Origin of the sequence: Chryseobacterium sp. ISL-6 (genome assembly GCF_018613715.1) — a bacterium.
GTDB classification, from domain to species: domain Bacteria; phylum Bacteroidota; class Bacteroidia; order Flavobacteriales; family Weeksellaceae; genus Chryseobacterium; species Chryseobacterium paludis.
Genome location: NZ_JAGGPT010000001.1, coordinates 259,011 through 283,629, shown reverse-complemented (window position 1 = coordinate 283,629; position 24,619 = coordinate 259,011). Strand labels below are relative to the sequence as shown.

General features: G+C 37.0%; 20 protein-coding genes. 17 read left to right on the top strand and 3 right to left on the bottom strand.

All coding sequences use genetic code 11. The annotated features are described in order from the left end of the window. The first annotated feature begins 70 nt into the window (after positions 1-70). The 6 genes from J7E44_RS01315 to J7E44_RS01290 all read left to right on the top strand — a co-directional run bounded on the left by J7E44_RS01315 (position 71) and on the right by J7E44_RS01290 (position 6,522). Positions 71-976 carry a dihydrodipicolinate synthase family protein gene (locus J7E44_RS01315; RefSeq protein ID WP_214824728.1) on the top strand — a complete coding sequence of 302 codons (906 nt, stop codon included), beginning with the start codon at positions 71-73 and terminating at the stop codon, positions 974-976. Between the two features lie 17 nt (positions 977-993). Next, the gene (locus J7E44_RS01310) at positions 994-2,475 is read left to right on the top strand and encodes an aldehyde dehydrogenase (NADP(+)) (RefSeq protein WP_214824727.1); all 1,482 of its coding nucleotides are present in this window, start codon (positions 994-996) and stop codon (positions 2,473-2,475) included. 4 nt (positions 2,476-2,479) lie between these two features. After that, positions 2,480-3,478 carry a 4-hydroxyproline epimerase gene (locus J7E44_RS01305; protein ID WP_214824725.1) on the top strand — a complete coding sequence of 333 codons (999 nt, stop codon included), beginning with the start codon at positions 2,480-2,482 and terminating at the stop codon, positions 3,476-3,478. 8 nt (positions 3,479-3,486) lie between these two features. Further along, a complete protein-coding gene (locus J7E44_RS01300) occupies positions 3,487-4,752 on the top strand; it encodes an NAD(P)/FAD-dependent oxidoreductase (RefSeq protein WP_214824722.1) in 1,266 nt (421 codons plus the stop codon). Between the two features lie 34 nt (positions 4,753-4,786). Next, positions 4,787-5,770: a CE1 family esterase gene (locus J7E44_RS01295; RefSeq protein WP_214824719.1), complete on the top strand. Its 984-nt coding sequence runs from the start codon at positions 4,787-4,789 to the stop codon at positions 5,768-5,770. A gap of 257 nt (positions 5,771-6,027) precedes the next feature. Further along, positions 6,028-6,522: a GNAT family N-acetyltransferase gene (locus tag J7E44_RS01290; protein WP_214824717.1), complete on the top strand. Its 495-nt coding sequence runs from the start codon at positions 6,028-6,030 to the stop codon at positions 6,520-6,522. A gap of 511 nt (positions 6,523-7,033) precedes the next feature. Here the strand turns inward: J7E44_RS01290 and J7E44_RS01285 are convergent. Then, on the bottom strand, positions 7,034-8,374 hold the full coding sequence (locus J7E44_RS01285; protein WP_214824714.1) for a hypothetical protein: 1,341 nt from the start codon (positions 8,372-8,374) through the stop codon (positions 7,034-7,036). Positions 8,375-8,740: 366 nt separating this feature from the next. On the opposite strand from J7E44_RS01285, the gene J7E44_RS01280 reads away from it, so the two are divergent. The 11 genes from J7E44_RS01280 to J7E44_RS01230 all read left to right on the top strand — a co-directional run bounded on the left by J7E44_RS01280 (position 8,741) and on the right by J7E44_RS01230 (position 23,007). Next, on the top strand, positions 8,741-9,157 hold the full coding sequence (locus tag J7E44_RS01280; RefSeq protein ID WP_214824711.1) for an RrF2 family transcriptional regulator: 417 nt from the start codon (positions 8,741-8,743) through the stop codon (positions 9,155-9,157). A gap of 79 nt (positions 9,158-9,236) precedes the next feature. Further along, positions 9,237-9,950, top strand: coding sequence for a phosphoadenylyl-sulfate reductase (locus J7E44_RS01275; RefSeq protein ID WP_214824708.1), 714 nt, complete (start codon positions 9,237-9,239; stop codon positions 9,948-9,950). Between the two features lie 8 nt (positions 9,951-9,958). Then, complete coding sequence (gene cysD, locus J7E44_RS01270) at positions 9,959-10,867, top strand: sulfate adenylyltransferase subunit CysD (RefSeq protein ID WP_214824705.1); 909 nt, start codon at positions 9,959-9,961, stop codon at positions 10,865-10,867. Between the two features lie 83 nt (positions 10,868-10,950). Further along, positions 10,951-12,189, top strand: a complete 1,239-nt coding sequence (locus J7E44_RS01265; protein ID WP_214824702.1) for a sulfate adenylyltransferase subunit 1 — start codon at positions 10,951-10,953, stop codon at positions 12,187-12,189. 3 nt (positions 12,190-12,192) lie between these two features. After that, positions 12,193-13,023, top strand: a complete 831-nt coding sequence (gene epsC, locus J7E44_RS01260; RefSeq protein ID WP_214824698.1) for a serine O-acetyltransferase EpsC — start codon at positions 12,193-12,195, stop codon at positions 13,021-13,023. A 25-nt stretch (positions 13,024-13,048) separates the two neighbouring features. Beyond that, positions 13,049-13,960 (top strand): cysteine synthase A, encoded by a 912-nt coding sequence (cysK, locus tag J7E44_RS01255; RefSeq protein ID WP_214824696.1) that lies wholly within the window; start codon positions 13,049-13,051, stop codon positions 13,958-13,960. 25 nt (positions 13,961-13,985) lie between these two features. Next, positions 13,986-14,831, top strand: a complete 846-nt coding sequence (gene cobA / locus J7E44_RS01250) for a uroporphyrinogen-III C-methyltransferase (protein WP_214824694.1) — start codon at positions 13,986-13,988, stop codon at positions 14,829-14,831. Then, positions 14,821-16,530, top strand: a complete 1,710-nt coding sequence (locus tag J7E44_RS01245; protein WP_214824692.1) for a diflavin oxidoreductase — start codon at positions 14,821-14,823, stop codon at positions 16,528-16,530. Before cobA ends, J7E44_RS01245 begins: the two co-directional genes overlap by 11 nt. 31 nt (positions 16,531-16,561) lie before the next feature. Continuing rightward, complete coding sequence (locus J7E44_RS01240) at positions 16,562-18,235, top strand: NADPH-dependent assimilatory sulfite reductase hemoprotein subunit (RefSeq protein WP_214824690.1); 1,674 nt, start codon at positions 16,562-16,564, stop codon at positions 18,233-18,235. A 372-nt stretch (positions 18,236-18,607) separates the two neighbouring features. Next, a complete protein-coding gene (locus J7E44_RS01235) occupies positions 18,608-21,493 on the top strand; it encodes a TonB-dependent receptor (RefSeq protein WP_214824688.1) in 2,886 nt (961 codons plus the stop codon). After that, on the top strand, positions 21,490-23,007 hold the full coding sequence (locus J7E44_RS01230; RefSeq protein ID WP_214824686.1) for a TSUP family transporter: 1,518 nt from the start codon (positions 21,490-21,492) through the stop codon (positions 23,005-23,007). The genes J7E44_RS01235 and J7E44_RS01230 overlap by 4 nt, the downstream gene beginning before the upstream one ends. 56 nt (positions 23,008-23,063) lie before the next feature. On the opposite strand, the gene J7E44_RS01225 is transcribed toward J7E44_RS01230, so the two are convergent. Together J7E44_RS01225 and J7E44_RS01220 are read right to left on the bottom strand one after the other, a co-directional pair. After that, positions 23,064-23,852 (bottom strand): PhzF family phenazine biosynthesis protein, encoded by a 789-nt coding sequence (locus J7E44_RS01225; protein ID WP_214824683.1) that lies wholly within the window; start codon positions 23,850-23,852, stop codon positions 23,064-23,066. Positions 23,853-23,934: 82 nt separating this feature from the next. Further along, entirely contained in the window at positions 23,935-24,432 is a 498-nt protein-coding gene (locus J7E44_RS01220) for a DoxX family protein (protein ID WP_214824680.1), read from the bottom strand. Positions 24,433-24,619: the final 187 nt, after the last annotated feature.

Below are 24,619 nucleotides of genomic sequence, written 5' to 3'. Positions count from 1 at the left end.
TCATTATCCATTAAAATATTAACATTTATGGATTTAAAATTCCGATAGTTTTGAATAAACATAATTTAATATGAGTACAAAACTTAACTGGGAAGGTATTTATCCAGCCGTATTAACACCTTTCACAAAAGAAGGTGATATAGATTTTGAAATGTTCGCTAAAAATACTGAAGCTCAGATTAAAGCTGGTGTCCATGGGATTATCCTTGGGGGAACATTAGGAGAAGCAAGCGTATTAGAAACAGAAGAAAAGTTTGAACTTTTAAAATATGCAAAGGATATTACCGCCGGAAGAATTCCTGTTATTCTCAACCTTTCTGAAAATACAACGAAAAACGCAACAAATTTCGCAAAAAAAGCAAAAGAAATAGGTACAGACGGATTGATGTTGCTTCCACCTATGAGATATAAGGCAGACAGCCGTGAGGTCGTAGAATATTTTAAAGCAGTTGCAATGGCAACAGATCTTCCTATCCTTATTTACAACAATCCCGTTGATTATGGGATTTATGTAACGCTTGATATGTTTGAAGAGCTTATAGCTTATCCTACTATTCAGGCGGTGAAAGAGTCTACAAGAGATTTAGCAAACGTGACCAGAATGATCAACCGCTTTGGTAAAAGAATTAAAATCCTTGGTGGAGTCGATACCATTTGCCTTGAAACTTTAATGCTTGGAGCTGACGGCCTTGTTGCAGGTTTGGTAGATGCATTCCCCAACGAAACAATGGCCATGTATAATCATGCTAAAGCTGGAAATTATGATAAGGCCATTGCCATTTACAGATGGTTCATGCCTTTATTAGAGCTGGATATTCATCCTAAACTGATTCAATACATTAAACTTGCAGCAACCGCAGAAGGAATAAGTAACCCCTATGTCAGAGCTCCAAGACTGGAGCTGTATGGTGCCGAAGCCGAACAGATTAATCAGATTATTTCGAATGGTATAGCCAATCGCCCGGCATTAGATTAACATCAGAAATAAAAACTATGATTGAAGAAACATCAAAAGAAATTATTGATCAGAGGATTCAGATGGCAACGGATGCTTATCAATTTCTGAAGAATACGACAATAAAAGAACGTGCAGTGTTTATGAATACTGTAGCGGATAAAATTGAAGCTTTAGGAGAAGAACTCCTGATGACAGCTCATGAAGAAACGTCGTTACCTTTAGCAAGACTAACCGGTGAAAAGGCAAGAACAATAGGGCAGTGGAGAAGTTATGCAAAAGCAGTATCAACAGGAATTTATACAGAAGCAAGGATTGATCTTTCCCAACCTGAAAAACAAAAGGGGGATCTGAGAAAATACAATATAGGAATAGGTCCTGTTGTTGTTTTCGGAGCCAGTAACTTCCCGTTTGCATTTTCTACAGCAGGAGGAGATACAGCGAGTGCTATGGGTGCGGGAAATCCTGTACTTGTAAAAGTTCATCCAGCTCATACCAAGACCTCACAAATAATGGCTGATGCTATAACAGCTACTGTAAAGGAACTCGGATGGCCGGAAGGTGTATTTAGTCATATTACCGGAACATCTAATGATATTGGTGCTTACTTAACGAAGCACAAAGACATAAAAGCGGTAGCATTTACGGGTTCATTTAATGGCGGAAAAGCCTTGTTCGATTTAGCGAATCAACGTGAGGAACCTATTCCCGTATTTGCAGAAATGGGCAGTATCAATCCTGTGTTTGCTTTTGAGCATTTACTGAAAAACAGAGCAGAAGATCTGGCAAAAGAATATGCATCTTCCTTAACATTAGGCGTTGGACAGTTTTGCACTAATCCAGGTGTTTTTATTGCATTAAAAGGAGAAAGCCTGAATAGATTTATAATGGCATTAAAAAATGAAATTCCGGGTATTGCTCCTGTCAATATGCTTCATAAAGGTATCTTTGAAAACTTTGAAAAACTGAAGCGTATTGCTTCTACACAATCGGAAGTGGATGTAATTACAGAAGTAAATGCAGAAGCAAATGAATGGCAGGGACGAGCTATTGTTGTAGAAACTACGGGAAAGAATTTTATTAAAAATAATATTTTAAGTGAAGAAGTTTTCGGCCCGTTCGGTATTATTGTAGCCTGTGAAACACCGGAGGAAATACTACAGATTGCTCAACATTTGAAAGGACAGCTCACCATAACCATAACAGCTACAGAGGAAGATGTACGTCAAAATATTAAATTGATTAATATTTTGAAAGATAAATGCGGCCGGCTTTTATTCAATGGGATGCCGACCGGTGTCGAAGTCGTTTACGCCATGCAGCACGGAGGACCTTTTCCATCAACTACCGATGCGCGCTTTACATCGGTAGGACCGGATGCTGTCAAACGATTTGTCCGTCCGATTTCTTTTCAAAACTGGCCGGATGAATTTTTACCTGAAGAGTTAAAGAATGAAAATTCATTACAAATCAAAAGAATTGTTGATGGCGAAATTCATTCAGGACCTTTAAAATTTTAAAACCATGAACAGAACATTTTTTTGTATAGATTCTCATACTTGCGGTTGCCCGGTACGTCTCGTAGCAGGTGGTGGACCCATTCTGAAAGGAAATTCAATGATGGAACGCCGACTTCATTTCATGAAAGAATATGACTGGATTCGTAAAGGATTGATGTTTGAGCCGAGGGGGCACGATATGATGAGTGGAAGTATCCTTTATCCTCCAATTGATGAAGCTAATGATATCGGCGTTTTATATATTGAAACCAGTGGATGTCTTCCTATGTGTGGACATGGAACGATAGGAACCGTAACAATTGCTATAGAAGAGGGTTTGGTCGTTCCAAAAATTCCCGGAAAATTAAGACTTGAAACCCCAGCAGGACTGATCTTGATCGATTATGCTCAGGAAGGAAAGAAAGTAAAGTCTGTAAAATTAACGAATGTAAAATCTTTTCTTTACGCAGAAGATCTGGAAGTAGACTGTCCGGACTTAGGATCCATAAAAGTAGATGTAGCTTATGGTGGAAACTTTTACGGCATTATTGATCCTCAGGAAAATTTTGGAGATATTTCCGATTTTACAGCAAGCCAACTCATTCATTATGGAAAAATAATCAGAAAACTCCTCAATGAGAAATACATCTTTACCCATCCAGAAGATGAAAATATTTTTGGATTAAGTCATATCCAGTGGACCGGTACACCTACAGATCCTAAAGCCAGTGGAAGAAATGCTGTTTTAGTGGGTGAAAATGCTTTGGACCGTTCACCTTGTGGTACAGGAACCTCAGCAAGAATGGCTCAATGGTATGCTAAGGGGAAATTAAAAGAAGGGGAAGAATTCATCCACGAAAGCTATATCGGTTCTCAGTTTATCGGACGGATAGAGGGAACGGAAACCGTTGATGGAAAATCAGCTATTATCCCTTCGGTTGAAGGTTGGGCAAGAATTACAGGGTATAACCATATTATTATCGACGATGAAGATCCTTATTGGTTAGGATTTCAGGTTATGTAAGCAAACAAATGACACAAAATAAAGGAAAAGCACTGGTTATTGGTGCCGGAATAGCAGGACTCAGCTCTGCATATTACCTCTTAGAGAAAGGCTGGCAGGTAGAAATCCTGGAACAAAATGATCTCACCAATAATTGTTCATACGGCAATGCGGGAATGATTGTTCCTAGTCATTTTACCCCGTTGGCAGCACCTGGAGTCGTTGCTCAGGGAATTCGATGGATGTTTGACAGTAAAAGTCCATTTTATGTAAAGCCTTCATTAAGTCCTCAATTAATATCCTGGGGAATCAAATTTTTAAAACATTCTAATCAGAAACATGTTGATCGCTCTGCTTCTGCAATCAGAGACCTTAATTTAGCCAGCAGCCAGCTTTATAACCAAATTGCCCAAAAAGAAGAATTTGATTTTGAGCTTACTCAGAAAGGCCTTCTAATGCTATATAAAACAGAAAAAGTAGCTGAAGAAGAGATAGAGCTTGCTCATACAGCGGTTAAATTGGGTTTATCTGTTGATATCCTTGACCAAAAAGGGATCGAGGAACTGGAACCGAATGTTAAACTGGATATTATTGGTGGCATCAATTATAAATGTGATGGCCATATGAATCCGGTGAAACTGATGAAACAACTGATTACTTATCTTAAAAATAATGGTGTTGTTTTCCATACTCAACATAGAATTACAGGATTTGAGACCCATGGAAAAAGAATTAGAGCCGTTATTGCTAACGGTGAAAAATTCACAGCTGATCAATTTGTGATGACAGGAGGTTCGTTTCTTCCTGAACTGGCAGAAAAAGTGGGTATAAAAATTCATTTGATGCCCGGCAAAGGGTATTCATTTATGCATAAACCGGAAAATCCAGACAATAGGATAGAGCGAGCCGCTCTTTTACTGGAAGCAAGAGTAGCTGTGACTCCTATGGGTGGGCATATCCGATTTGGAGGGACTATGGAATTGGCACCCCATCGTAGTAAAATTAATATGAATCGGGTAGAAGGGATTGTACAGTCTATTCCGAAATATATGCCCGAATTTCAGATCGAAACACCTAAGGAATCTGATATTTGGTTTGGCTACAGACCTTGTGCTCCTGATGGGCTTCCTTATTTGGGAAAGGCATCAAAACTTGAAAATTTAATTATTGCAGGTGGTGGTGGAATGATGGGATTAAGTCTGGGACCTGTTTTTGGAAGAACAGTTTCTGAAATTGCGGATGGCCAAAAGCCAACTGCAGATATCAGCTTATTTAATCCTCAAAGATTTAGCTGATCTGATACAATAGGCACACCAAATTTTTTAATATATGAAAACAAAAAATGTACTTACAGGCTATCTATTGAAGTTAGTTTGTTTAATCAGCTTTGTATTCTTCTATGCTTGCGAAAGCAGAGACATTACACCAGCCAGAGATGAATCACCTACAGCAGGTAAAACTGCTGCTGTAACCTCTTACACCAGCGGACAGAAACAGCACGATTTCTCTTCCAGTGCGGGAGGAACAAGAAGCTACTACCTATCTGTACCTGAAAATTATGATAGTGAGAAGAAGTATCGCCTTGTCTTTGTTTTCGCAGGAACAGATACAACAGGACATGAAATGCAACAATGGATGGGACAAGGATGGAACTCCAGCACCCCCGGTCTTGAAAAATTAATGGATAATACCATATTTGTTTATCCTGATCAGGAATACACTTGGGATGGTGATAAGGGTTGGGCTATGGGAGATTATGCTTCACCTTATCAGGGATCGGAAGATATCCAGTTTACCAAGGAACTTTTGAATCTTATCAAATCAACCTACTCGATTGATCAAAACCGTATTTTTGCTACCGGACACTCTTGGGGTGGAGATATGACTAATGTTACTGCTTATTTCTTAAATGGAGTATTTAAGGCTATTGCTCCGGTTGCATCTAACAGACCATTCTGGTTTAAAAATAGTAATGGTAATTATGTTGCTAATTCTAATTATCATGGAAACACAACTGTGTGGATTTTCTTTGGCCTTGGTGACGATCATTTTGGTAACACCAGTCCTAATGGACTCTTCGGAAAAGAGCAAGCAGATTTCTGGAGACTGAAAAACGGAACAAGCAACAATCCAACATCTACATCAATTGGCAGTGGTAATGATACGACAAAGACCTATAGCGGCGGTACAGCAGATGTAAAACTTACGCTTTATGCAAGTGGGCAGTATTCAGGAGGAGGTAACTCTCTCTTAGGTCACCAACCACCGGATTATTACTTCAAAGCTGTAACCGACTGGTTCAAAAGTTTCTAACCCATTAACCACCCCAACTATTATAGCATAACAAAAAACAAAATTCCCCTCCCTCGGAGGGGTGGCAAATCAAAGATTTGACGGGGTGGTTACTACTATATCGAATATGAAAATAATTCTGAGTTTTGGATGATGTTTGGGCTTAATGATCAGCAATGATCTTAAGCCCTTTTTTTTAATAGTTATTCTCACATTTTCATCACTTAATTCTCGGTATTTTGATGTATTTTATGGGCTTAAAAAACTTCATTATCCTTATGCAACATAAAGACGATTCGATCACCATACGTGAATTTACAGCTCAGGAATTAACTTTGTTCTTATCACTCTTTGAAAACCCAAATATTACTCAATTTCTTCCCTATAAAAGTATCGAAGAATATATAAAAACGTTTCAAAAATCATTGTCAGATTATCATGAAGGACCATTCAGCAGATGGGGTATCTTTAATACTGAAGATAATGACTTTGTGGGAATGTGTGTCGCAAGAGTTTTTGTGGACAATCCTGAACAAACAGAAATTGGCTATGTTGCCAATGAAAAGTATTGGGGAAAGGGCGTAGCCACTAAAATATGCAAAGCACTTGTTGACTATTGTGTTTCACTAAATGACAATAGAGATATTGTTGCTGTTACTGATCTTGATAATATAGGATCTCAAAAAGTTCTTACAAAGAATGGATTTATCCGAATAGAGAATTTAGTACGGGAAAACGAGGTGGTAGCTTACTTTATATTTCAGAAAGATTAAATGAGAAATGGTTAATCGCAAAGACGCTAAAATCTTTAAAATCATAACGTTTTTAAGGCGCAAGGATTTTTATCTTCGATAAAAATTTAAAAATATCTGCTTAATTCGCTAAATCTGCGAGATAAAAAATCTTTTTTTTAACCACAAAAGTCACAAAAGCCTTTATTTTAAACACTTTAGAACACTTAAGTTTTCCTAAGCTAAATGAATAACGTTTTAAAGATCACAGAAGAAGAAAATCAAAGATTTTCAAAAAACTAAAGTGTACTTATTATTCGCAAGGCTTTTCACTTAAAATAACTTAAGTGTTATTTAAATAGAAACAACTTCTCGATACGGTTTTCCAAAACCTACTCGAAGGGACGAATCGAGCCCTCAGTATAAACCCTGCCGAAAATCTTTGATTTTCTTGCGCCTTAAAAACAGCATCCTAAAGAAACCTTTGCGCCTTTGCGATTAACCAATGACTCGCTATAACAAAGTTCGAAACTTATCTTAACCTAAAATGTTATTAATTCCCTTGTTTTAAACGGTTAGCCAAAGCTCTCTTATTCACATAATAATTTCTAATACCTGTAGAAATTTGCAACGAATAATCTGTCGTTGTATATTCTTCTTCTTTGAATTTTATGATATTGGCACCCGATGGAACATCCATAAAAAACTGTTTGAACGATTCAGGAGAATAATTAAGTCTTGTTGTACTTGCTTTAAAATCACCTAAAGGCAGAGTTACGCCTTTGCTACTCACTGATGCATTCCCATGACACGAAATACATGATGATATTGAATTATCAATAGGCCCGTTTAACCTTCCTCCCAATCCATGATATTTGAGATAAGCTGCTGTTTTGTCTTTTTTCTCAGAATGTATTAATGAAGCATTAATAAAAGACTCTTTAAGTTCCTCATTAATAAATGCACCATCACGATGTATATCTTTTGTTATCCCTGAGTCGTTTCCCCAACTTAAACCAACAGGAACCATTCTATCCCAAACCGTTTTCCCTTTACCTGACCCGTCATACATAAATGTCCCGTATACCCAACCTGTTTTTAATGCTCTCTTATCTTTAATTGCAATATCGATCTGAAGCAGTCTAACAGTTCGATCAGTTCTTGTTTTATCTGTACACTCTGCATTAGGATTGCATGAATAAATATTAGCTTTCCATTCCAGGGTATTTTTTAGAAAAGGGACTTTACTGAGAGTCCCGTCCGTAAACAACAATTTAAAGCTTACTGTTCCTTCCGGAAAGTTTGATTTTCCAGGAGCCGGATTATGGTTGGGAGCAGGCCAAACTTGACCTATTGTATAGCCTCCCGGAGCGTTATACATTCCTACTGCCCAATTTTCCAATTCGATGTCCTGTTGATCGTGTATTTTATATTTTGGTGTGGCAAACTCCCTTGTCAGGCCGTGGATATATTCACGTCCATTTCCTATATATTCCTTATTCAGGTACTTTCCATCATCATCAAGCCATGGAGCATGGTACCACTTTCTTATTTTATTTTCCTGACCTCTAAAATCAACCTCTAGGTTACCTTTCAAACAATAATTCAAAACCGTTTGCATGTAGAGCTCGGGTTCTTTTTTGAAGTCGATACTTTGCCATGGATAATTTTCTACAACCAATGTTTTTGGATAATCCTGGCTAAGCTCAAACGTTTTCATTCCCGATGGGGGAGTATAATTTGCATTATAGCTAGGAAACAAAGATTGAGTATAGGTGATCTTTTTCGTTGTGGAAATACCTTTGGATGGATTAATATTTTGGATGGATTGTTTGCAGCTGAATAAAATAATAAGCAGTATTAAAGTGCTTAAAAAGCTAAATTTTTGTTTCATATATAGTTTGATTTTAAATTCAAATCCTTCTATAACACAGTTTTATAAATCTTTATTCCATTATGAAAAATACATCTTTTTAAAATGAAAAAATGCAACGACCAGGTTAAGTTTATCGAAAAACAGTTAAACGAAGGCAATAAACTTTTAAGGGTATCATGTTTTTAAAACGCAAAAGTCGCAAAAGTTTTTTGAGACACTTTAGAAAACGTAAGAAAGTGTAAAATCTACTGCACAATAAAGAACACATAAACAGAAAATCAAAGATTTTCAAAAAGACTTAAGTATTCTTCCTATACAACAAGAACACGCCCAATCTGAAAAACATTTCAATAATAAAAGAAAATGTTATAACTTGCGTCTATTATGATGTCCAAACGTTGCAAATATGCTTTAAAAGCAATGGTCAGATTAGCAAGAAATTACAATCAAGGCTTTTTGTCTACATCTATTATTGCACAAGATGAACATATTCCAAGAAAATTTTTAGAGCAAATTCTTTTAGAGTTAAAGAGGGTAAAACTTGTTAATAGTAAACAAGGGAAAGCAGGTGGTTACTATTTGCTAAAATCTCCTGATGATGTCTCTTTAGCTGATATTTACCGGATTTTTGACGGTCCTATAGCATTGGCTCCATGTGTTTCCTTAAACTTTTATGAACCTTGTGATGATTGCGTAGATGAAGAAACCTGCTACCTTAGAAAAGAGTTTATTATTGTAAGGGAAAAAACAAGGAAAAGCATGATGGAGGCCACTCTGACTTCGTTTATGAAAAAAAATTAGTTTTTTTTAATTTTAAATCCTACTAATTTGGTAGGATTAATAGGATTATATATATTTGCAGGAATAATTTCAATCCCAAATGGAAAATAATCTGAAAACAGAATTCGAAGAACTGCTTAAAAAAGCCTCTGACAATGCTATTAATACCGATTTTATACAAGTACTTGTAGAGAGATTTCCGCGTAAGGTCACTTTTTCCACCAGCTTTAGTTATGAAGATCAAATTGTAACTCATTTGATCAAAAACCTAGACGTGGACATTTTCACATTGGATACAGGAAGACTTTTTGAACAGACTTATGAAACCTGGACAGCCAGTAGAGCATTTTTTAAAAAAGAAATCAAAGCCTACTATCCCGACACAGAAGAAATAAGAGAGTTCGTTTCTCAGAACGGACCCGATTCTTTCTATCAATCTGTGGAGCAGAGGAAGGCATGCTGCACGATCCGCAAAGTTCATCCTCTAAAAAAAGCATTGCAAGGATACAAAGTTTGGATCACTGGTTTAAGATCAGAGCATTCTACCAACAGACAAAATATGCCACAATTAGAATGGGATGAAGATCATCAGATCATCAAATTTCATCCATTGCTTCACTGGACTACAAAGCAGGTTTTAGAATATGTTCAGGCGTATCATTTACCTTATAATTATTTACATAAAAAAGGATTTGTCAGTATTGGATGCGAGCCCTGTACAAGAGCAATAAAAGAAGGAGAAGATTTCAGAGCGGGCCGATGGTGGTGGGAAGATGCAAATAAAAAAGAATGCGGATTACATATTCATAAATAAAAATAAACATGTCAATATATCATTTAAATTACCTGGATCAGTTGGAATCCGAATCGATTTACATCTTACGGGAAGTAGCAGGACAATTTGAACGTCCTGCCTTGTTATTCAGCGGTGGAAAAGACAGTATTGTACTGGCTCATCTAGCTTCAAAAGCATTCCGCCACGGAAAAATTCCTTTCACATTTGTTCATGTGGATACAGGACATAATTTCCCTGAAGTTTTAAGCTTCAGAGATCAGCTGGTCAGCGAACTGGATGTCAATCTTGTGGTTCGTAAAGTTGAGGATACGATCAAGGAAAAAGGTTTAACAGAACCTAAAGGTAAGTTCCCCAGCAGAAACTGGCTGCAGACTTATACGCTACTTGATACGATAGAAGAATTTGAATTTGATGCCTGTATAGGAGGTGCCCGTAGAGATGAAGAAAAAGCCCGTGCAAAAGAAAGAATTTTTTCTGTTCGCGATGAATTTGGACAATGGGATCCTAAGCTTCAGCGTCCGGAGCTCTGGAATATTTTTAATGGAAAAACTCAGAAAGGAGAGAATGTAAGGGTTTTCCCTATCAGTAACTGGACAGAACTTGATGTCTGGAATTACATCCGCAGAGAAAAAATTGCGCTGCCTTCCATTTACTTTTCGCACGATAGGGAAGTAGTTGATTTCAATGGACAATGGATTGCCAATTCTGAACATGCTTCTTTGGAAAACCACGATTTTATTACCACAAAAAAGATACGTTATCGTACCGTGGGAGATATGACATGTACTGCAGCAGTTGAATCTCACGCATCGACAATAGACGCAGTGATAGAAGAAATCGTTGCCACCAGAATTTCCGAACGTGGAGAAACCCGAATAGATGACCGGGTAACAGAAGCCGCAATGGAAGACAGGAAAAAAGGAGGCTATTTTTAATCAATGATAAAATATAATTGATCAATGATTCTGCAGGCAATTATCATTCATCGCTTATCATTTATAATTTATAATTAACAGATATGGATATTTTAAGATTTATAACAGCAGGAAGTGTAGATGATGGTAAAAGTACCCTTATCGGAAGACTGCTTTACGATAGTAAAAGTATTTTACAGGATCAGCTGGAAGTACTTGAGAAACATTCTAAAAATAAAAACGAAGATGGGGTAGACCTAGCTCTATTAACCGACGGTTTACGTGCTGAAAGAGAGCAGGGAATTACCATTGATGTTGCTTACAGATACTTTTCAACCGCCAAAAGGAAATTTATTATCGCTGACGCTCCCGGCCATGTACAATATACCCGTAATATGATTACTGGAGCTTCTAATTCTGACCTGATGGTCATTCTTATTGATGCCCGAAAAGGAGTGATCGAACAAACAAGGAGGCATTCAATTATAGCTTCATTGCTTAAATTGAAAAAAGTAGCTGTAGCCATCAATAAAATGGATATGGTCGATTATTCACAGGAAGTGTTTGAAACCATAAAAGCAGATTACACAAAAATTGCCAATAGCCTTGGATTAAATGATGTAAGCTATTTTCCCATTTCAGCACTTAAAGGAGATAATATTGTTTCGGTATCATCCAGAACAGACTGGTATGAAGGAGAATCTCTTTTGGAATATCTGGAACAGGTGACCCTTCATGACGAATTAAATAGCGGAAGCCGTTTTCAGGTTCAATATGTGATCCGACCTCAAACAGAAGAATTACATGATTACAGAGGTTATGCAGGACAGATATTAAGTGGTCAATTCAGGAAAGGAGATAAGATCCATATTCTTCCGGCAGGTTCAACCAGTGAAATTGCTAAAATTGAGATCAATGGAATTGAAAGCAATGAAGTATTTGAAGGACAGCCTGCCGTAATTCATATAACAGAAGATCTGGATATCAGTAGAGGCGATCTATTTGCTACAGGAGAACAGCTTCCCATTATCGAAAAAGATCTTGAAGTTCTTTTATGCTGGCTTGATGTAAAATCATTACAACCAGGCAATAAATATTTGCTACAGCAAAACAGCAGGTTAGTAAAAACAGTAGTAAAGGCAGTAGATTATAAGATCAATGTCAATACACTTATACAGGAAAAAGCTGAAGGTGAGATCAAACTGAATGAAATCGTTAAAGTTACCCTAAGAACAGCACAGCCTCTGGTTTACGATAGTTTTATAGATAATAAAAGAACAGGATCTGCAATTTTGGTGGATGAAACCTCCAATTCAACTGTTGCAGCATGTATAATTCAATAAAAAATGGCAGTATACAATAACTTAATTGACAAAATCCGTAATAACAAACAAAGTAATAGTCACATTTCTTTTGATAAATCAAAGGCTAAAAATTTTGTTAAGCATTTGTACGAAGTACTTTTTATTTCTGAGAAAGAAGATATAGCAGATCAGTTGGAAGAAAATTTCGCCAAACTGTATGGCAGCCTTTTTTGTCTGATCAACAGCATAACTGATGATGAAGAAATTACTGAAGTACAAACAGACCGTTTTTTTGAGACTTTGCCTGAAATCTATGATCAACTGATTCAGGACGCTCAATCTATTTTGGAATTTGATCCTGCAGCAGATTCTCTGGAAGAAATACTTCTTGCGTACCCGGGATATTTTGCAACCTATGTTTATCGTATTTCCCATCAGTTTTGGAATCAGGAATTAAAAATATTGCCTCGTGTCATTTCAGAATATGCACATAGCAAAACAGGAATCGACATTCATCCGGGAGCGGTGATCGGAGCGTATTTTTTCATCGATCATGGAACCGGGATCGTCATTGGAGAGACCGCTGTCATTGGAAATCACGTTAAACTTTATCAGGGCGTAACCCTTGGAGCTTTGAATGTTTCCAAAGAAAAAGCCAACAAAAAAAGGCATCCTAATATCGAAGACCACGTCATTATTTATTCAGGAGCGACCATTTTAGGAGGAAATACAACCATAGGCAAAGAAAGTATCATCGGCGGTAATGTATGGATAACGCAAGATGTTCCTTCCAACTCCTTGGTTTATAATAAAAGTGAAATAAGAATAAAGGATAACAACACGTTGCCGGAGTCACTCAACTTCGTCATATAAAGTAAAAAATAAAAATTGTATTGGTATGAAATTTCAGAACGCACTAGAAACGATTGGGAATACGCCAGTCGTAAAAATTAACAAACTCTTTGATTCGGAACACGAAGTCTGGATCAAATTGGAAAAGGTAAATCCAGGTGGAAGCATCAAAGACAGGATTGCCTTAGCCATGATTGAAGATGCAGAAGCTAAAGGATTATTAAACAAAGACAGTACGATTATTGAGCCTACCAGCGGAAATACAGGAATAGGACTTGCTTTGGTTGCTGCCGTAAAAGGATACAAACTTATTCTCGTAATGCCCGACAGCATGAGTATAGAACGCCGTAAAATTATGGAAGCGTACGGTGCTGAATTTGTATTGACTCCAAGAGAAAAAGGAATGAAAGGCGCTATTGAAAAAGCGAACGAACTGGCTCAGGAAACACCCAATTCATGGATTCCAAAACAGTTTGATAATCCTGCCAATGTCAAAATCCATGCTGAAACTACAGCACAGGAGATCTTAAAAGATTTCCCTGAAGGCTTGGATTATATTATTACAGGTGTAGGAACAGGTGGCCATATCACCGGAATTGCAAAGGTTTTAAAACAAAAATATCCCAATATCAAAGTAATCGCTGTTGAACCTGACTTATCTCCTGTATTAAGTGGCGGAAGTCCTGCACCACATCCTTTACAAGGTTTAGGAGCCGGATTTATTCCATCCATATTGGATATTACTGTTCTCGATGGTGTCATTACTGTGGGCAAGGAAGAAGCTTTTAAATATACGCTGGATGCAGCAAAAAAAGAGGGCCTCTTTGTTGGAATATCTACCGGAGCTGCTTTAGCTGCCATTGCTAAGCATCTGCCAGAAATAAAGACTGGATCTAAAATTCTAACCCTCAATTATGATACTGGTGAAAGGTATCTGTCCATTGAAGGGCTCTTCTAACTTCTTCAACTAACACAGATTTTCAATGAATACACATTTAAAAACACCTAAGGTTTACCTTATCGGTGCAGGACCCGGCAACCCCGATCTGATCACAGTAAAGGCAGTAAAAGCAATTGCTAAAGCAGATGTTATCTTATGCGATCGTTTGGTAAGCCCTGAGATCTTAGAGACGTATGTAAATACATCTACAGAAGTGATCTATGTAGGTAAAGAATGCAGTAAAAATGCATCAACACCTCAATCTCGCATTAATACTTTAATAGTAGACTATGCACGTCAAAATAAAACGGTTGTAAGGCTAAAAGGGGGAGATGTATCCATATTTTCTAATATTCTGGATGAATTACAAACTTTGAAGGAAAATCATATTCCATACGAAATTATTCCGGGGATTACTGCTGCTTTAGGTGCTGCCGCGTATGCAGGCATGCCTCTAACAGCGAGAGGATATGCTACATCTGTTCGATTTTTAACCTATTACAAGTCGGAAATTCTTACCGCTGAGTATTGGAAAGAACTTGCTGCCACGAACGACACCCTTGTTTTTTATATGTCTAAAGGCAACCTTACTGATCTTGTTGAGAAGTTTATACACCTGGATATTTCAAAAGAGAAAAAAATTGCAATCATTGAACAGGCTACAACCCCTTATCAAAAGGTATACACTTCTTCTTTCGATGATTTTGAAGCAAACTTTTCGAACAAAACCTTTGCTTCACCTTCACTCGTGGTCATAGGTAAGATCGTTAACCTGCATGAGGAATTTTCGTGGCTGAAAAATACAGAAAAAGAAGGCCTTTATTTTAAATCAGTCGTGAATGGAAGCTTAATACCAAAAACTCAAAACTTTTTCGAATATGCTGTCTGAAACAAAATTTAATATATTAAAACAGATATCAGGTGATTTCTCCAGAGATGAAACCATCTGGGCAAGTGGCTACCTCGCTGGTCTTGTGGCAGATCCTTCAACTTCGGTTCAGCCACCTCAACAACTGATTCATACAGACCAGGTCGCAGTAAAGAAAATTACACTGGCTTATGGTACAGAAACCGGAAACAGCAAGAAACTGGCTACAGGGCTTGCAGGAATAATTAAGAAAAAAGGGGTTCAGGTTAAGTTAGCTGACCTTTCCCAATATAAACCTAAAGACCTGAATAAAGAAGAATTTTTCTTTGTGATCATAAGTACACAGGGAGAAGGAGATCCACCGGTTCTTGCCAAGAAATTCTACGATCATATTCATGAGAATGAGATCGATCTCACTCATCTCAAGTTTGGGGTTTTAGCCTTGGGAGACAGCAGTTATCCTTTGTTTTGTAAAACAGGAGAAGATATAGATTACCGCTTTGAAACATTAGGAGCTCAACGGATAATCCCATTGAAAAAATGTGATATTGATTATGAAGAAGAAGCTGGTAACTGGATAGAACATATCTTTGAAACGGTAAATAAAACCACTCAGAATAGTATAAAGAATACTTCGGCACCAAAAACTTCAACAGGCAGAAAAAAATACCATGGAAAGGTTTCAACAATCATCAATCTGAATGATATTACTTCTGAAAAAGAAACCTATCATATAGAAATAGAAACTGAAGAAGCACTGATTTATCATCCAGGGGCAGCTTTGGGTATTTTACCGATCAATTCGAAATCTGTAGTAGAAGAAATTATTGAACTGACAGGAATTGATCCTAAAAAACAGATCGAGATATCAAAAGTTACGGCCAGTATAGAAGAGCTTTTGTACAGGCATCTTAATATAAGTTATTTACTTAAAACCGTCGTTGCCCAATATGCAAAGATTACGGGACATTCGATTCCGGAAGTCCGCTTGGGTCTTCTCGACCTGCTTCGGATCTATCCGGTGAAAAATGCTGATGAATTTGAACAAGTGATCGGAGTATTAACAGGTCAGTCACCCCGTCTGTATTCTATTTCTTCTTCTTTGGAAGCTCATGGTGAAAATGAGATTCATATTACTGTTGCCAAGTCAGAATTCTTACTTGATGATCAGAAACAAAATGGTCTATGCAGTGGATTTCTCAGTGGATTTACGGAAGGAGAAAGTCTTGAATTTTATATTCAGGAAGCCGGACATTTCAGATTGCCTGAAACAGATAAAGATATCATTATGATTGGGCCGGGAACTGGCATTGCTCCTTTCAGATCATTCCTTTGGGAGCGCGATGCAATAGGAGCAGAAGGAAGGAACTGGCTCTTTTTTGGAGACCGGAATTTCATCTCAGACTTTCTTTATCAGTCAGAAATGATTGATTTCCTGAAAACAGGAACACTAACCCACCTAGACATGGCATTCTCCAGAGATACAGCCGAAAAAGTATATGTTCAACATAAACTGAAACAAAAAGCTCAGGAAGTATTCTACTGGCTTGAAGGCGGAGCATCTGTTTATGTATGTGGTACTAAAGAACCGATGAGCGGGGATGTTGAAGACACCCTTTTGAATATTATTCAGGATCAGGGAAAACGCAGCAAAGAAGAGGCTCTAATTTATCTCGAAGAAATGGAGCTCAATGGCAGATATGCTAAAGATGTTTATTAAATCAAGTCAGTAAAATTAAAAGAAAACAGTTATGAGTAATAAAGATAACCTTTCGCCGGTAGAAAGGATTAAAACCGGTAGTAACGGACTCAGAGGGACTTTAAAAGAGAGTCTTTCGGATGACTTCACAGGATCTATAAGAGAAGACGATCAAACTCTGATCAAGTTCCATGGAATGTATCAACAGGACGACAGAGACAGAAGAGAAGAACGCGTAGGTAAAAAATTGGAATGGCTTTATTCTTATATGATCAGGCTAAGGCTTCCTGGAGGCTTTTTAAATTCCGAACAATGGATCGGATTGAATAAAATTGCCGAAGATCATTCCACAGGAACCATAAAAATAACCACAAGACAGACGATTCAGTTACATGGTATTTTAAAATCCCATTTAAAACCAACCATACAGAATTTCAATCTGCAACATCTCGATTCTATTGCAGCCTGTGGTGATGTGAATAGAAATGTAACCTGTACAGCAAACCCTTCAGAGTCACCATTACATCAGGAAGCTTATGAGCTTGCCGGTAAAATAAGTGAAATGTGCCTTCCAAAGACAAAATCATATTATGATATCTGGATTGATGATGAACTAATTGTCGATAGGAAAGTTGAAGAAGATCCTCTCTACCAAGACAGATACCTTCCCCGAAAATTGAAAATAGGAATTGCCATTCCGCCCAATAATGATGTGGATGTATTCATCAATGATATCGCATTGATTGCCATCATTGAAAACAATCAGATCGTAGGATATAATATTGCTGCCGGAGGCGGATTAGGGGCAACTCACGGAAATGAAGCTACGTATGCCCGTCTGGCTTCTCTATTAGGGTTTGTGGATACGGAAGAGAAAGTTTTAAAAACCGTATATGAGATTATTACGGTACAGCGAGACTTTGGAAACAGAAATGATAGAAAACTTTCAAGATTAAAATATACGATCGATAAACTGGGAATTGATGGATATAGGGCTGAAGTTGAGAAAAGAACAGGTTTTGCTTTTGAACCTGCCAGAACATTCAGGTTTGAGCAAAGAAAAGACCGTTACGGCTGGATACAAAATCATGAAGGAAAATGGTTCTATACTGTGTTTGTTGAACATGGAAGAGTTTTAGACATCGAAAAATATCCTTTAAAATCTGGGTTATTAAAAATTGCAGAAGCAGGCAAAGTCAACTTCCGTTTTACCTGTAACCAAAACTTAATTCTTGCAGATATTAAAGAAGTGGATAAGCCTGAAGTTGAAAATCTTCTGAAAGAATTTGGAATTTCAGACTCTACTGAAGGTGCCAGTGCTCTCCGTAAAAATTCAGTTGCCTGTGTGGCATTAAATACTTGTTCATTAGCATTGGCTGAAGCACAGCGTTATCTGCCTTCTTTAGTGACTAAAATAGAACCGATGCTTGAAAAATATAGCCTTTTACAGGAAGATATTACAATAAGAATGACAGGATGTCCCAATGGCTGTGGAAGATCTCCTAATGCAGAAATCGGATTTGTGGGAACAGCCTATGGAAAATACAATCTTCATATTGGTGGGGACAGACTAGGAATGCGTCTCAACACCAAATTCAAAGAAAATATCGGCGAAGAAGAGATCCTGGAAACGCTGGATGAACTTTTTGGAATTTATGTAAAGGAGAAACTTGCTGAAGAAACATTTGGAGATTTTTCATATCGATACTTACAAAACTTAAATTAATGAAGCTCCTAAAAATTCAAACACATCATCATTATGCTCTTATAAAAACTAAAATTGAAAATATGACCCATCTTATTGACCAACATAAAAAAACTAAGAAATTCGATCATCATCTTTTAGGTATGCGAATGTGTATGTGTTGTTGATTTTTAATCAATAATAACATTAAAACTATTTAAACTGATTTAAACTACAAAACTCCTAAAAACTTTTATTTTAATTACTTACATACACTTACTGTACGTAAAGCTTTTAACGTAAAATCTCCCAAGTATAATAACTTTTGTAGTTCAAAATTCATCCTCCAACAATCTCCCTTATCAAAAAAAGTTTAAATAAGTTCATTCATAGTAACCTAAAAACAGATAAAAAATGAAACATAAAAGGCAGATATATTTTCTGCAAAAAACGGGCATTCTAGTATTTACACTCTTATTTTTTAACCTTGCAGAAGCCCAACAGCAGCTTATAGAATTAAGTGGAATTATCAAAAATACAGATACTCAAAAAGGTATTACCGCAGTAAAGGTTCAGGTTGAAAATACACAAGACACCTCATTAACCGATCAGCAGGGAAATTTTAAAATAAGAACAAGGGTTAAAATACCATTCAGAATTATCATCAATAAAGAAGGCTTTACCAGTCAGACGGTTGAAATCCTTTCTCTTTCAAATAAAATAGCCATCGAGCTCAACCCTCAGAATGCAATCATAGACGAAGTGGTTATTTCAGCCTCAAGGGTTCCTGAAAAAGTATTGCGATCACCTATAGCTATTGAAAAGATTGATATCAGAGCCATCCGTGAGAGTCCGGCTGCGTCATTTTATGAAACACTGGAAAATGTAAAAGGTTTACAGCTTTTAACTTCCAGTCTGACTCTAAAAATCCCTAATTCCCGGGGTTTCAATTCACCCAATAATTTCCGCTTTATGCAATTGGTGGATGGTGTTGATGTACAGTCGGCTACTTTGGGAGTCCCCTTAGGAAATGCAATAGGACCAACGGAACTGGATATTCAGTCTATGGAGGTGACTCCGGGAGCTGCATCTGCTCTTTATGGAATGAATGCCATCAATGGATTGGCAAGCCTTCAAACCAAAGATCCTTTTACTTCTGAAGGACTGAGCGTTTACTTCAGGGGTGGTGTGAATCATGTAGACAATGTTAATCACAAAATAAGTTCTCTGGGAGAAAGTGCAATACGTTTTGCAAAAGCTTTAAATAAAAATCTGGCCGTAAAAGTCAATGCCTCTTATTTTAGTGGTGTCGATTGGATCTCTAATAATCAAACCGATCAGAATGCCAATCCATTAATTACCGCTAATCCCAATTTTCCATTAACGAATAACCCTGCCGAAGATCTTTGGAATAAATATGGAGACGAAAGAAATAACCGAGTTGCCGTAAAAGTGGATTATAATGGAAAACCTACGACATTCAATGTTTCAAGAACGGGTTATTTGGAGAAGGATCTGGTAAGTCCCGAAGTAAAAAATATAAAATTTGATGCCGGATTATATTATCGTTTTGGCGATCAGTGGAGAGCATCATATGTCTATCGATATGGATTACTGGACGGAACTTTCCAAAGAGGGAATAAGATCAGGTTACAAAATGCAACGGTCCAAAATCATAAAGTTGAACTAACGGGCAAAGAACTTACCTTCAGAGCTTATGTATCTATAGAAAATACCGGAGATTCTTATAATTTAAAACCACTGGCTGATAATCTGGATCTGACCAATCTTTCCAATACCAATTGGAAAAACATATTTCAGTCGGCTTTGCAAAATAATATTAACTCTGGTATAAACCTTAATGATGCTTTTATTCTTGCCCGGAGAGAATCAGACAAAAATAGAGTAGTCCCGGGAACTTATGCTTTTGACCAGCTAAAAAATACTATTATTGGGATCAATAACTGGGATTCTGCCAATGGAGGGGTTGTTGGAGCTCCGGCAACTGGTGGGGCTAAACTCGAACAGAAATCCCGCTTTTATCAGGGAGAGCTTACATACGATCTCAGCAGATTTGTGAAAATATTTAATTTACTTGCCGGTATTGATTATCGCTTATACAGCATAACACCGGACGGAAATAATTTTGTTGATTTTGACAGACCGGTTAAGGAGAGAAATATTCCTTTATCCAATGGTACATTTGGTAAAGATGTTATCTATCAAAAATATGGTGTTTTCGCACAGGTAACCAAGCTTTTCTTTGATGATAAATTAAAGCTTAATGCCGCTTTACGTGTTGACAGGAATCCTGAATTTGAGGCAAAACTAAATCCAAGAATTAGTATTGTCTATTCTCCTGTCAATCAGCATAACTTCAGGGCATCTTTTCAAAACGGATATCGTTTTCCTTCACTGTTTGAAGCCCTTTCATTCGTCAATAACGGAAATGTAAGAAGGGTTGGAGGATTATCTAAAGTGAATGAAGGATTAGATTATCTGGACAATTCATACACATTGGCCTCAATCGACAAATTTACGTCTGCTGTGAATGCGGATGTAGATGGAGGAAAAACGCCAAATCAAGCGGCTTTGGATAACAAAAACCTTTTAATGGTTGCCAACCTGCAAAAGCTACAGCCTGAAAAGATCAATTCATTTGAAGTGGGTTATAAATCAGTTTTCTTTAATAATAAGTTGGTTTTAGATTGGGATTTCTACTATAACATCTATGAAGGATTCCTTGGCCAAGTTGAAGTGGCTGTTCCTAAAAATGGTAAAGTAGGCAGTGAAAATGCAGTTCTTGATATGATTGACCGCAGTAAGCAAGACCGATACAGAGTGTATACCAATAGCAACAATACCTATAAAAGTTATGGAACCTCTCTGGGTATTCGCTATAACATTATAAAAAATTATAATGTCAATGCTAATGTTTCTTACAATGATCTGGCTTCAAATACTAATTCGGACCTGTTTATTACCTCTTTCAATACGCCGAAATGGATGGTAAATCTTAGTGTAGGAAACAGGGAAATTATCAAGAATATTGGGGTTACGATCGTAGCCAGATGGCAGAATCAATTTTTATGGGAGAGCCCGTTAGCTTCAGGAAATATCCCGGCTTATTATACCGTTGATGCTCAGGCCACCTGGAAACTTCCGGAGATTAATGCCAATGTGAAAATCGGAGCTACCAATCTTCTTAACAGACGTTATTTTCAATATGCAGCAGGTCCGGAAATCGGTGGGTTATACTATCTCGCCTTTACTTATGATTTAAAATTATCATCAAAATGAGCAACTCCTTATATCCCGTATTTCTAAAACTAGAGAAGTTATCATTATTAATTATTGGTGGTGGTAAGGTGGCTCTCGAAAAATTAGAATCAATACTAGGTAATTCTCCTAACACCTTTATTAAATTGGTGGCCAGGGAAATTATTCCAGAGATTAGATCTTTACAGTCTCAATTTCCTAATTTAACGATATACGAAAGGTCTTATAACATTTATGATTTTAAGGATATTGATCTGGCCGTTATAGCAGTCAATGATATTGTAATAGCCGGGCAGATTAAAAATCACGCCTATCAACATAATGTGCTCGTTAATGTGGCTGACAAGCCTGATCTGTGCGACTTTTACCTAGGTTCGATTGTAAAAAAGGGCAGTCTTAAAATCGCTATTTCAACCAATGGAAAATCACCAACCATTGCCAAGAGATTGCGTGAAACTTTCACAGAAGTGATCCCCGACGAAATGGATCACGTACTGGACAATATGCAAAATATACGCAATGAGCTAAAAGGTGATTTTAATTATAAAGTGAAAGAACTGAACAGAGTGACAACCCAATATATCTCTGATAGAAAAAATAGCCCTTCAAAATCAGATCTGGAAATTGAAAAATTAATCAAAATCACCAAGATAGCCCAAAGAAAAGCTAATATTTATCTGGCTATTATAGGAGTTCTGCTTCTTGTTGGGGTATTCGGACTTATTATTTATCAGTTTGATCTGTCCGATGCTATTCAGGTTTTTCTCAGCAAAGATGGTCACATCTTTTATTGGATGCTGCTTGCCGGTTTTTTGGCGGAAATCGTTGCAGGATCAATGGGAATGGGCTATGGAGTAATATGTACAACCATTTTATTATTGCTTAATGTTCCGCCACCAGTAGTTAGTGCCAGTATTCACTCTGCCGAATCCTTTACGACAGCGGCTGGAAGTTTTAGTCATTATAAATTAGGAAACGTCAATAAAAAAATGGTTTGGGTATTGTTTCCATTAGCCATTGTAGGTTCAGTGATTGGAGCATTAACATTATCCCATTACGGCGAGTATTATGCTCATATTGTAAAACCCATTATCGCTTGTTACACCTTATACTTGGGACTAAATATTTTAAAAAATGCTTTCAAGGAAAAGAAAACAGGTCTTGTTAAAGCTAAAAAGAAAACAAACCTTAGAGTTTTAGGACTGGTTGGTGGTTTCATTGATTCCTTTGCTGGTGGAGGATGGGGACCGTTGGTTACGGGAACTTTAATTAAAGAAGGAAGGAATCCCCGTTATGTTGTTGGTAGTTCCACCGTTGCTAAATTTTTGCTCACCATCACCAGTGCGATCACCTTTATTTTTACCATTGGAATTCATCATTGGAATATCGTATTGGGACTTTTGCTGGGTGGCGTTTTTACAGCTCCTTTTTCAGCCATGCTTACCACAAAGTTACCGACTAAAAAAATGTTTGTGGTTGTAGGTATGGTGGTTATTGTAATGAGCCTTATCACCATTGTAAAATCTTTATTATAAATAAGAAAAGCTCCCTTTGGGGAGCTTTCCATAAAATGCCTCTGGTTTAAAAAATTTTATTCTATCCACAGATGTCCTGCGGAATAGGTTTTTGCTTTTCCTGCAATGATTACCCGCTCACCTTGATCTTCACAATATAATTTCCCAAGCCTTTCGGAAAGTTGTACGGCAAAAAGATCTTTCTTTCCCAATCTCTTCGACCAGAAAGGAATTAATGAGCAGTGTGCAGAGCCTGTTACAGGATCTTCCAGGATACTGGATTGTGAGGTAAAATATCTTGAAACGAAATCGCTGTCATTTCCTTTCGCTGTGATAACCACACCACCAGGATCTAAATTAATAAGATCAAAAGTCTGCCTGTCAATTTTGATGTCTTTTATATCCTCTTCGGTATCATAGACCAAAACATAATCTCTTGACTTGAATACTTCTTTCGGCTGAATATTTAATGATTTAGAAATAATATCCGGTAAAACAGATGGTACCGGCATTCTGGAAGGAAAATTAAGCTCATACAGTCCATCCTGAAAAATAACTTTCAATTCACCACTTTTTGTTTCAAAGATAATTTCATCCCTGTTATAGTTTAGAATCGAAATCAAACAGTGAGCCGTTGCTAATGTTGCATGCCCACAAAGATCCATTTCAATTTCTGGAGTAAACCATCTCAGATGTGTTGTTGAACCGTTGTCGATAAAAAAGGCTGTTTCAGCTACTGCATTTTCCATGGCAATCTTTAGAAGTGTTTCATCAGGAAGCCATTCTTTCAAAGGAACAACGCATGCCGGATTTCCTCTAAAAAGTTCATCTGTAAAGGCATCGATTTGATATAATTCTAATTTCATAATTACGGATATAAATTGTATTCAGTAAAAGTAAAAATTTCTTTCCGTCTTCATTACTAAACTGAGATTATAAAAGGGTTTTTCAACGATTAACTAAATATTTGTTTTTTCTAAAGCTATCAATTCCAAATCCAACACATCCATGTGATAGGAAAAGTGCTAAAAACAGTAAATACAAGGTTTGTGGTAGGTAAAGGAAATAACTCAACCATGTAAAAGGATCCATTTCGTATACTCCGGTTTCTGGTTTAACAGGAATAAGCTCTTTGGGAATTGTAGCCAGATCATGGGTAAATAACGCAACAAGTATAATGATGATCAGGAAAACAGAGCTAAGTCTGGTCCATAAACCTATCATCAAAAACAGTCCAAATATACACTCACAAAATGCCGTAAAATTAGCCGTAAATTGTGGAAAAGGAAATCCTATATTGCTAATGGTATTAAACATATACCCTTGAAATATGGGATGGAATAATTTATTGAAACCTGCTATAAAGAAAAATAATCCGATTAATATTCTGCAGATGATATAAATATTTTTGCTGTTTTTTTCGAAGTTTGATATTGTTGTTTTCATTATATTTTTTAATTTATTTTAATTAAATAACATTGACAAGATTCATGAAAGAAGTTCCGTCATGTCAGTTTAAAATTAGATAATAATTTGAGTATTGGAATAATTGTATTCCATTTTCGTAAAGATCCAGATATGGTTTATCCGTTCATATCTGGGATATAAATTATCTGATACCTTATTAGAAGTT

What these genes read in the sequence shown, in the direction of transcription:
- J7E44_RS01300 (WP_214824722.1), top strand. Translation starts at nt 3,487, where the DNA reads ATGACACAAAATAAAGGAAAAGCACTGGTTATTGGTGCCGGAATAGCA.
- J7E44_RS01275 (WP_214824708.1), top strand. Translation starts at nt 9,237, where the DNA reads ATGGAAAATAATCTGAAAACAGAATTCGAAGAACTGCTTAAAAAAGCC.
- J7E44_RS01310 (WP_214824727.1), top strand. Translation starts at nt 994, where the DNA reads ATGATTGAAGAAACATCAAAAGAAATTATTGATCAGAGGATTCAGATG.
- cysD (WP_214824705.1), top strand. Translation starts at nt 9,959, where the DNA reads ATGTCAATATATCATTTAAATTACCTGGATCAGTTGGAATCCGAATCG.
- J7E44_RS01315 (WP_214824728.1), top strand. Translation starts at nt 71, where the DNA reads ATGAGTACAAAACTTAACTGGGAAGGTATTTATCCAGCCGTATTAACA.
- J7E44_RS01245 (WP_214824692.1), top strand. Translation starts at nt 14,821, where the DNA reads ATGCTGTCTGAAACAAAATTTAATATATTAAAACAGATATCAGGTGAT.
- J7E44_RS01290 (WP_214824717.1), top strand. Translation starts at nt 6,028, where the DNA reads ATGCAACATAAAGACGATTCGATCACCATACGTGAATTTACAGCTCAG.
- J7E44_RS01230 (WP_214824686.1), top strand. Translation starts at nt 21,490, where the DNA reads ATGAGCAACTCCTTATATCCCGTATTTCTAAAACTAGAGAAGTTATCA.
- J7E44_RS01295 (WP_214824719.1), top strand. Translation starts at nt 4,787, where the DNA reads ATGAAAACAAAAAATGTACTTACAGGCTATCTATTGAAGTTAGTTTGT.
- J7E44_RS01305 (WP_214824725.1), top strand. Translation starts at nt 2,480, where the DNA reads ATGAACAGAACATTTTTTTGTATAGATTCTCATACTTGCGGTTGCCCG.
- J7E44_RS01235 (WP_214824688.1), top strand. Translation starts at nt 18,608, where the DNA reads ATGAAACATAAAAGGCAGATATATTTTCTGCAAAAAACGGGCATTCTA.
- J7E44_RS01225 (WP_214824683.1), bottom strand. Translation starts at nt 23,852, where the DNA reads ATGAAATTAGAATTATATCAAATCGATGCCTTTACAGATGAACTTTTT.
- cysK (WP_214824696.1), top strand. Translation starts at nt 13,049, where the DNA reads ATGAAATTTCAGAACGCACTAGAAACGATTGGGAATACGCCAGTCGTA.
- J7E44_RS01220 (WP_214824680.1), bottom strand. Translation starts at nt 24,432, where the DNA reads ATGAAAACAACAATATCAAACTTCGAAAAAAACAGCAAAAATATTTAT.
- J7E44_RS01265 (WP_214824702.1), top strand. Translation starts at nt 10,951, where the DNA reads ATGGATATTTTAAGATTTATAACAGCAGGAAGTGTAGATGATGGTAAA.
- J7E44_RS01285 (WP_214824714.1), bottom strand. Translation starts at nt 8,374, where the DNA reads ATGAAACAAAAATTTAGCTTTTTAAGCACTTTAATACTGCTTATTATT.
- epsC (WP_214824698.1), top strand. Translation starts at nt 12,193, where the DNA reads ATGGCAGTATACAATAACTTAATTGACAAAATCCGTAATAACAAACAA.
- J7E44_RS01240 (WP_214824690.1), top strand. Translation starts at nt 16,562, where the DNA reads ATGAGTAATAAAGATAACCTTTCGCCGGTAGAAAGGATTAAAACCGGT.
- cobA (WP_214824694.1), top strand. Translation starts at nt 13,986, where the DNA reads ATGAATACACATTTAAAAACACCTAAGGTTTACCTTATCGGTGCAGGA.
- J7E44_RS01280 (WP_214824711.1), top strand. Translation starts at nt 8,741, where the DNA reads ATGATGTCCAAACGTTGCAAATATGCTTTAAAAGCAATGGTCAGATTA.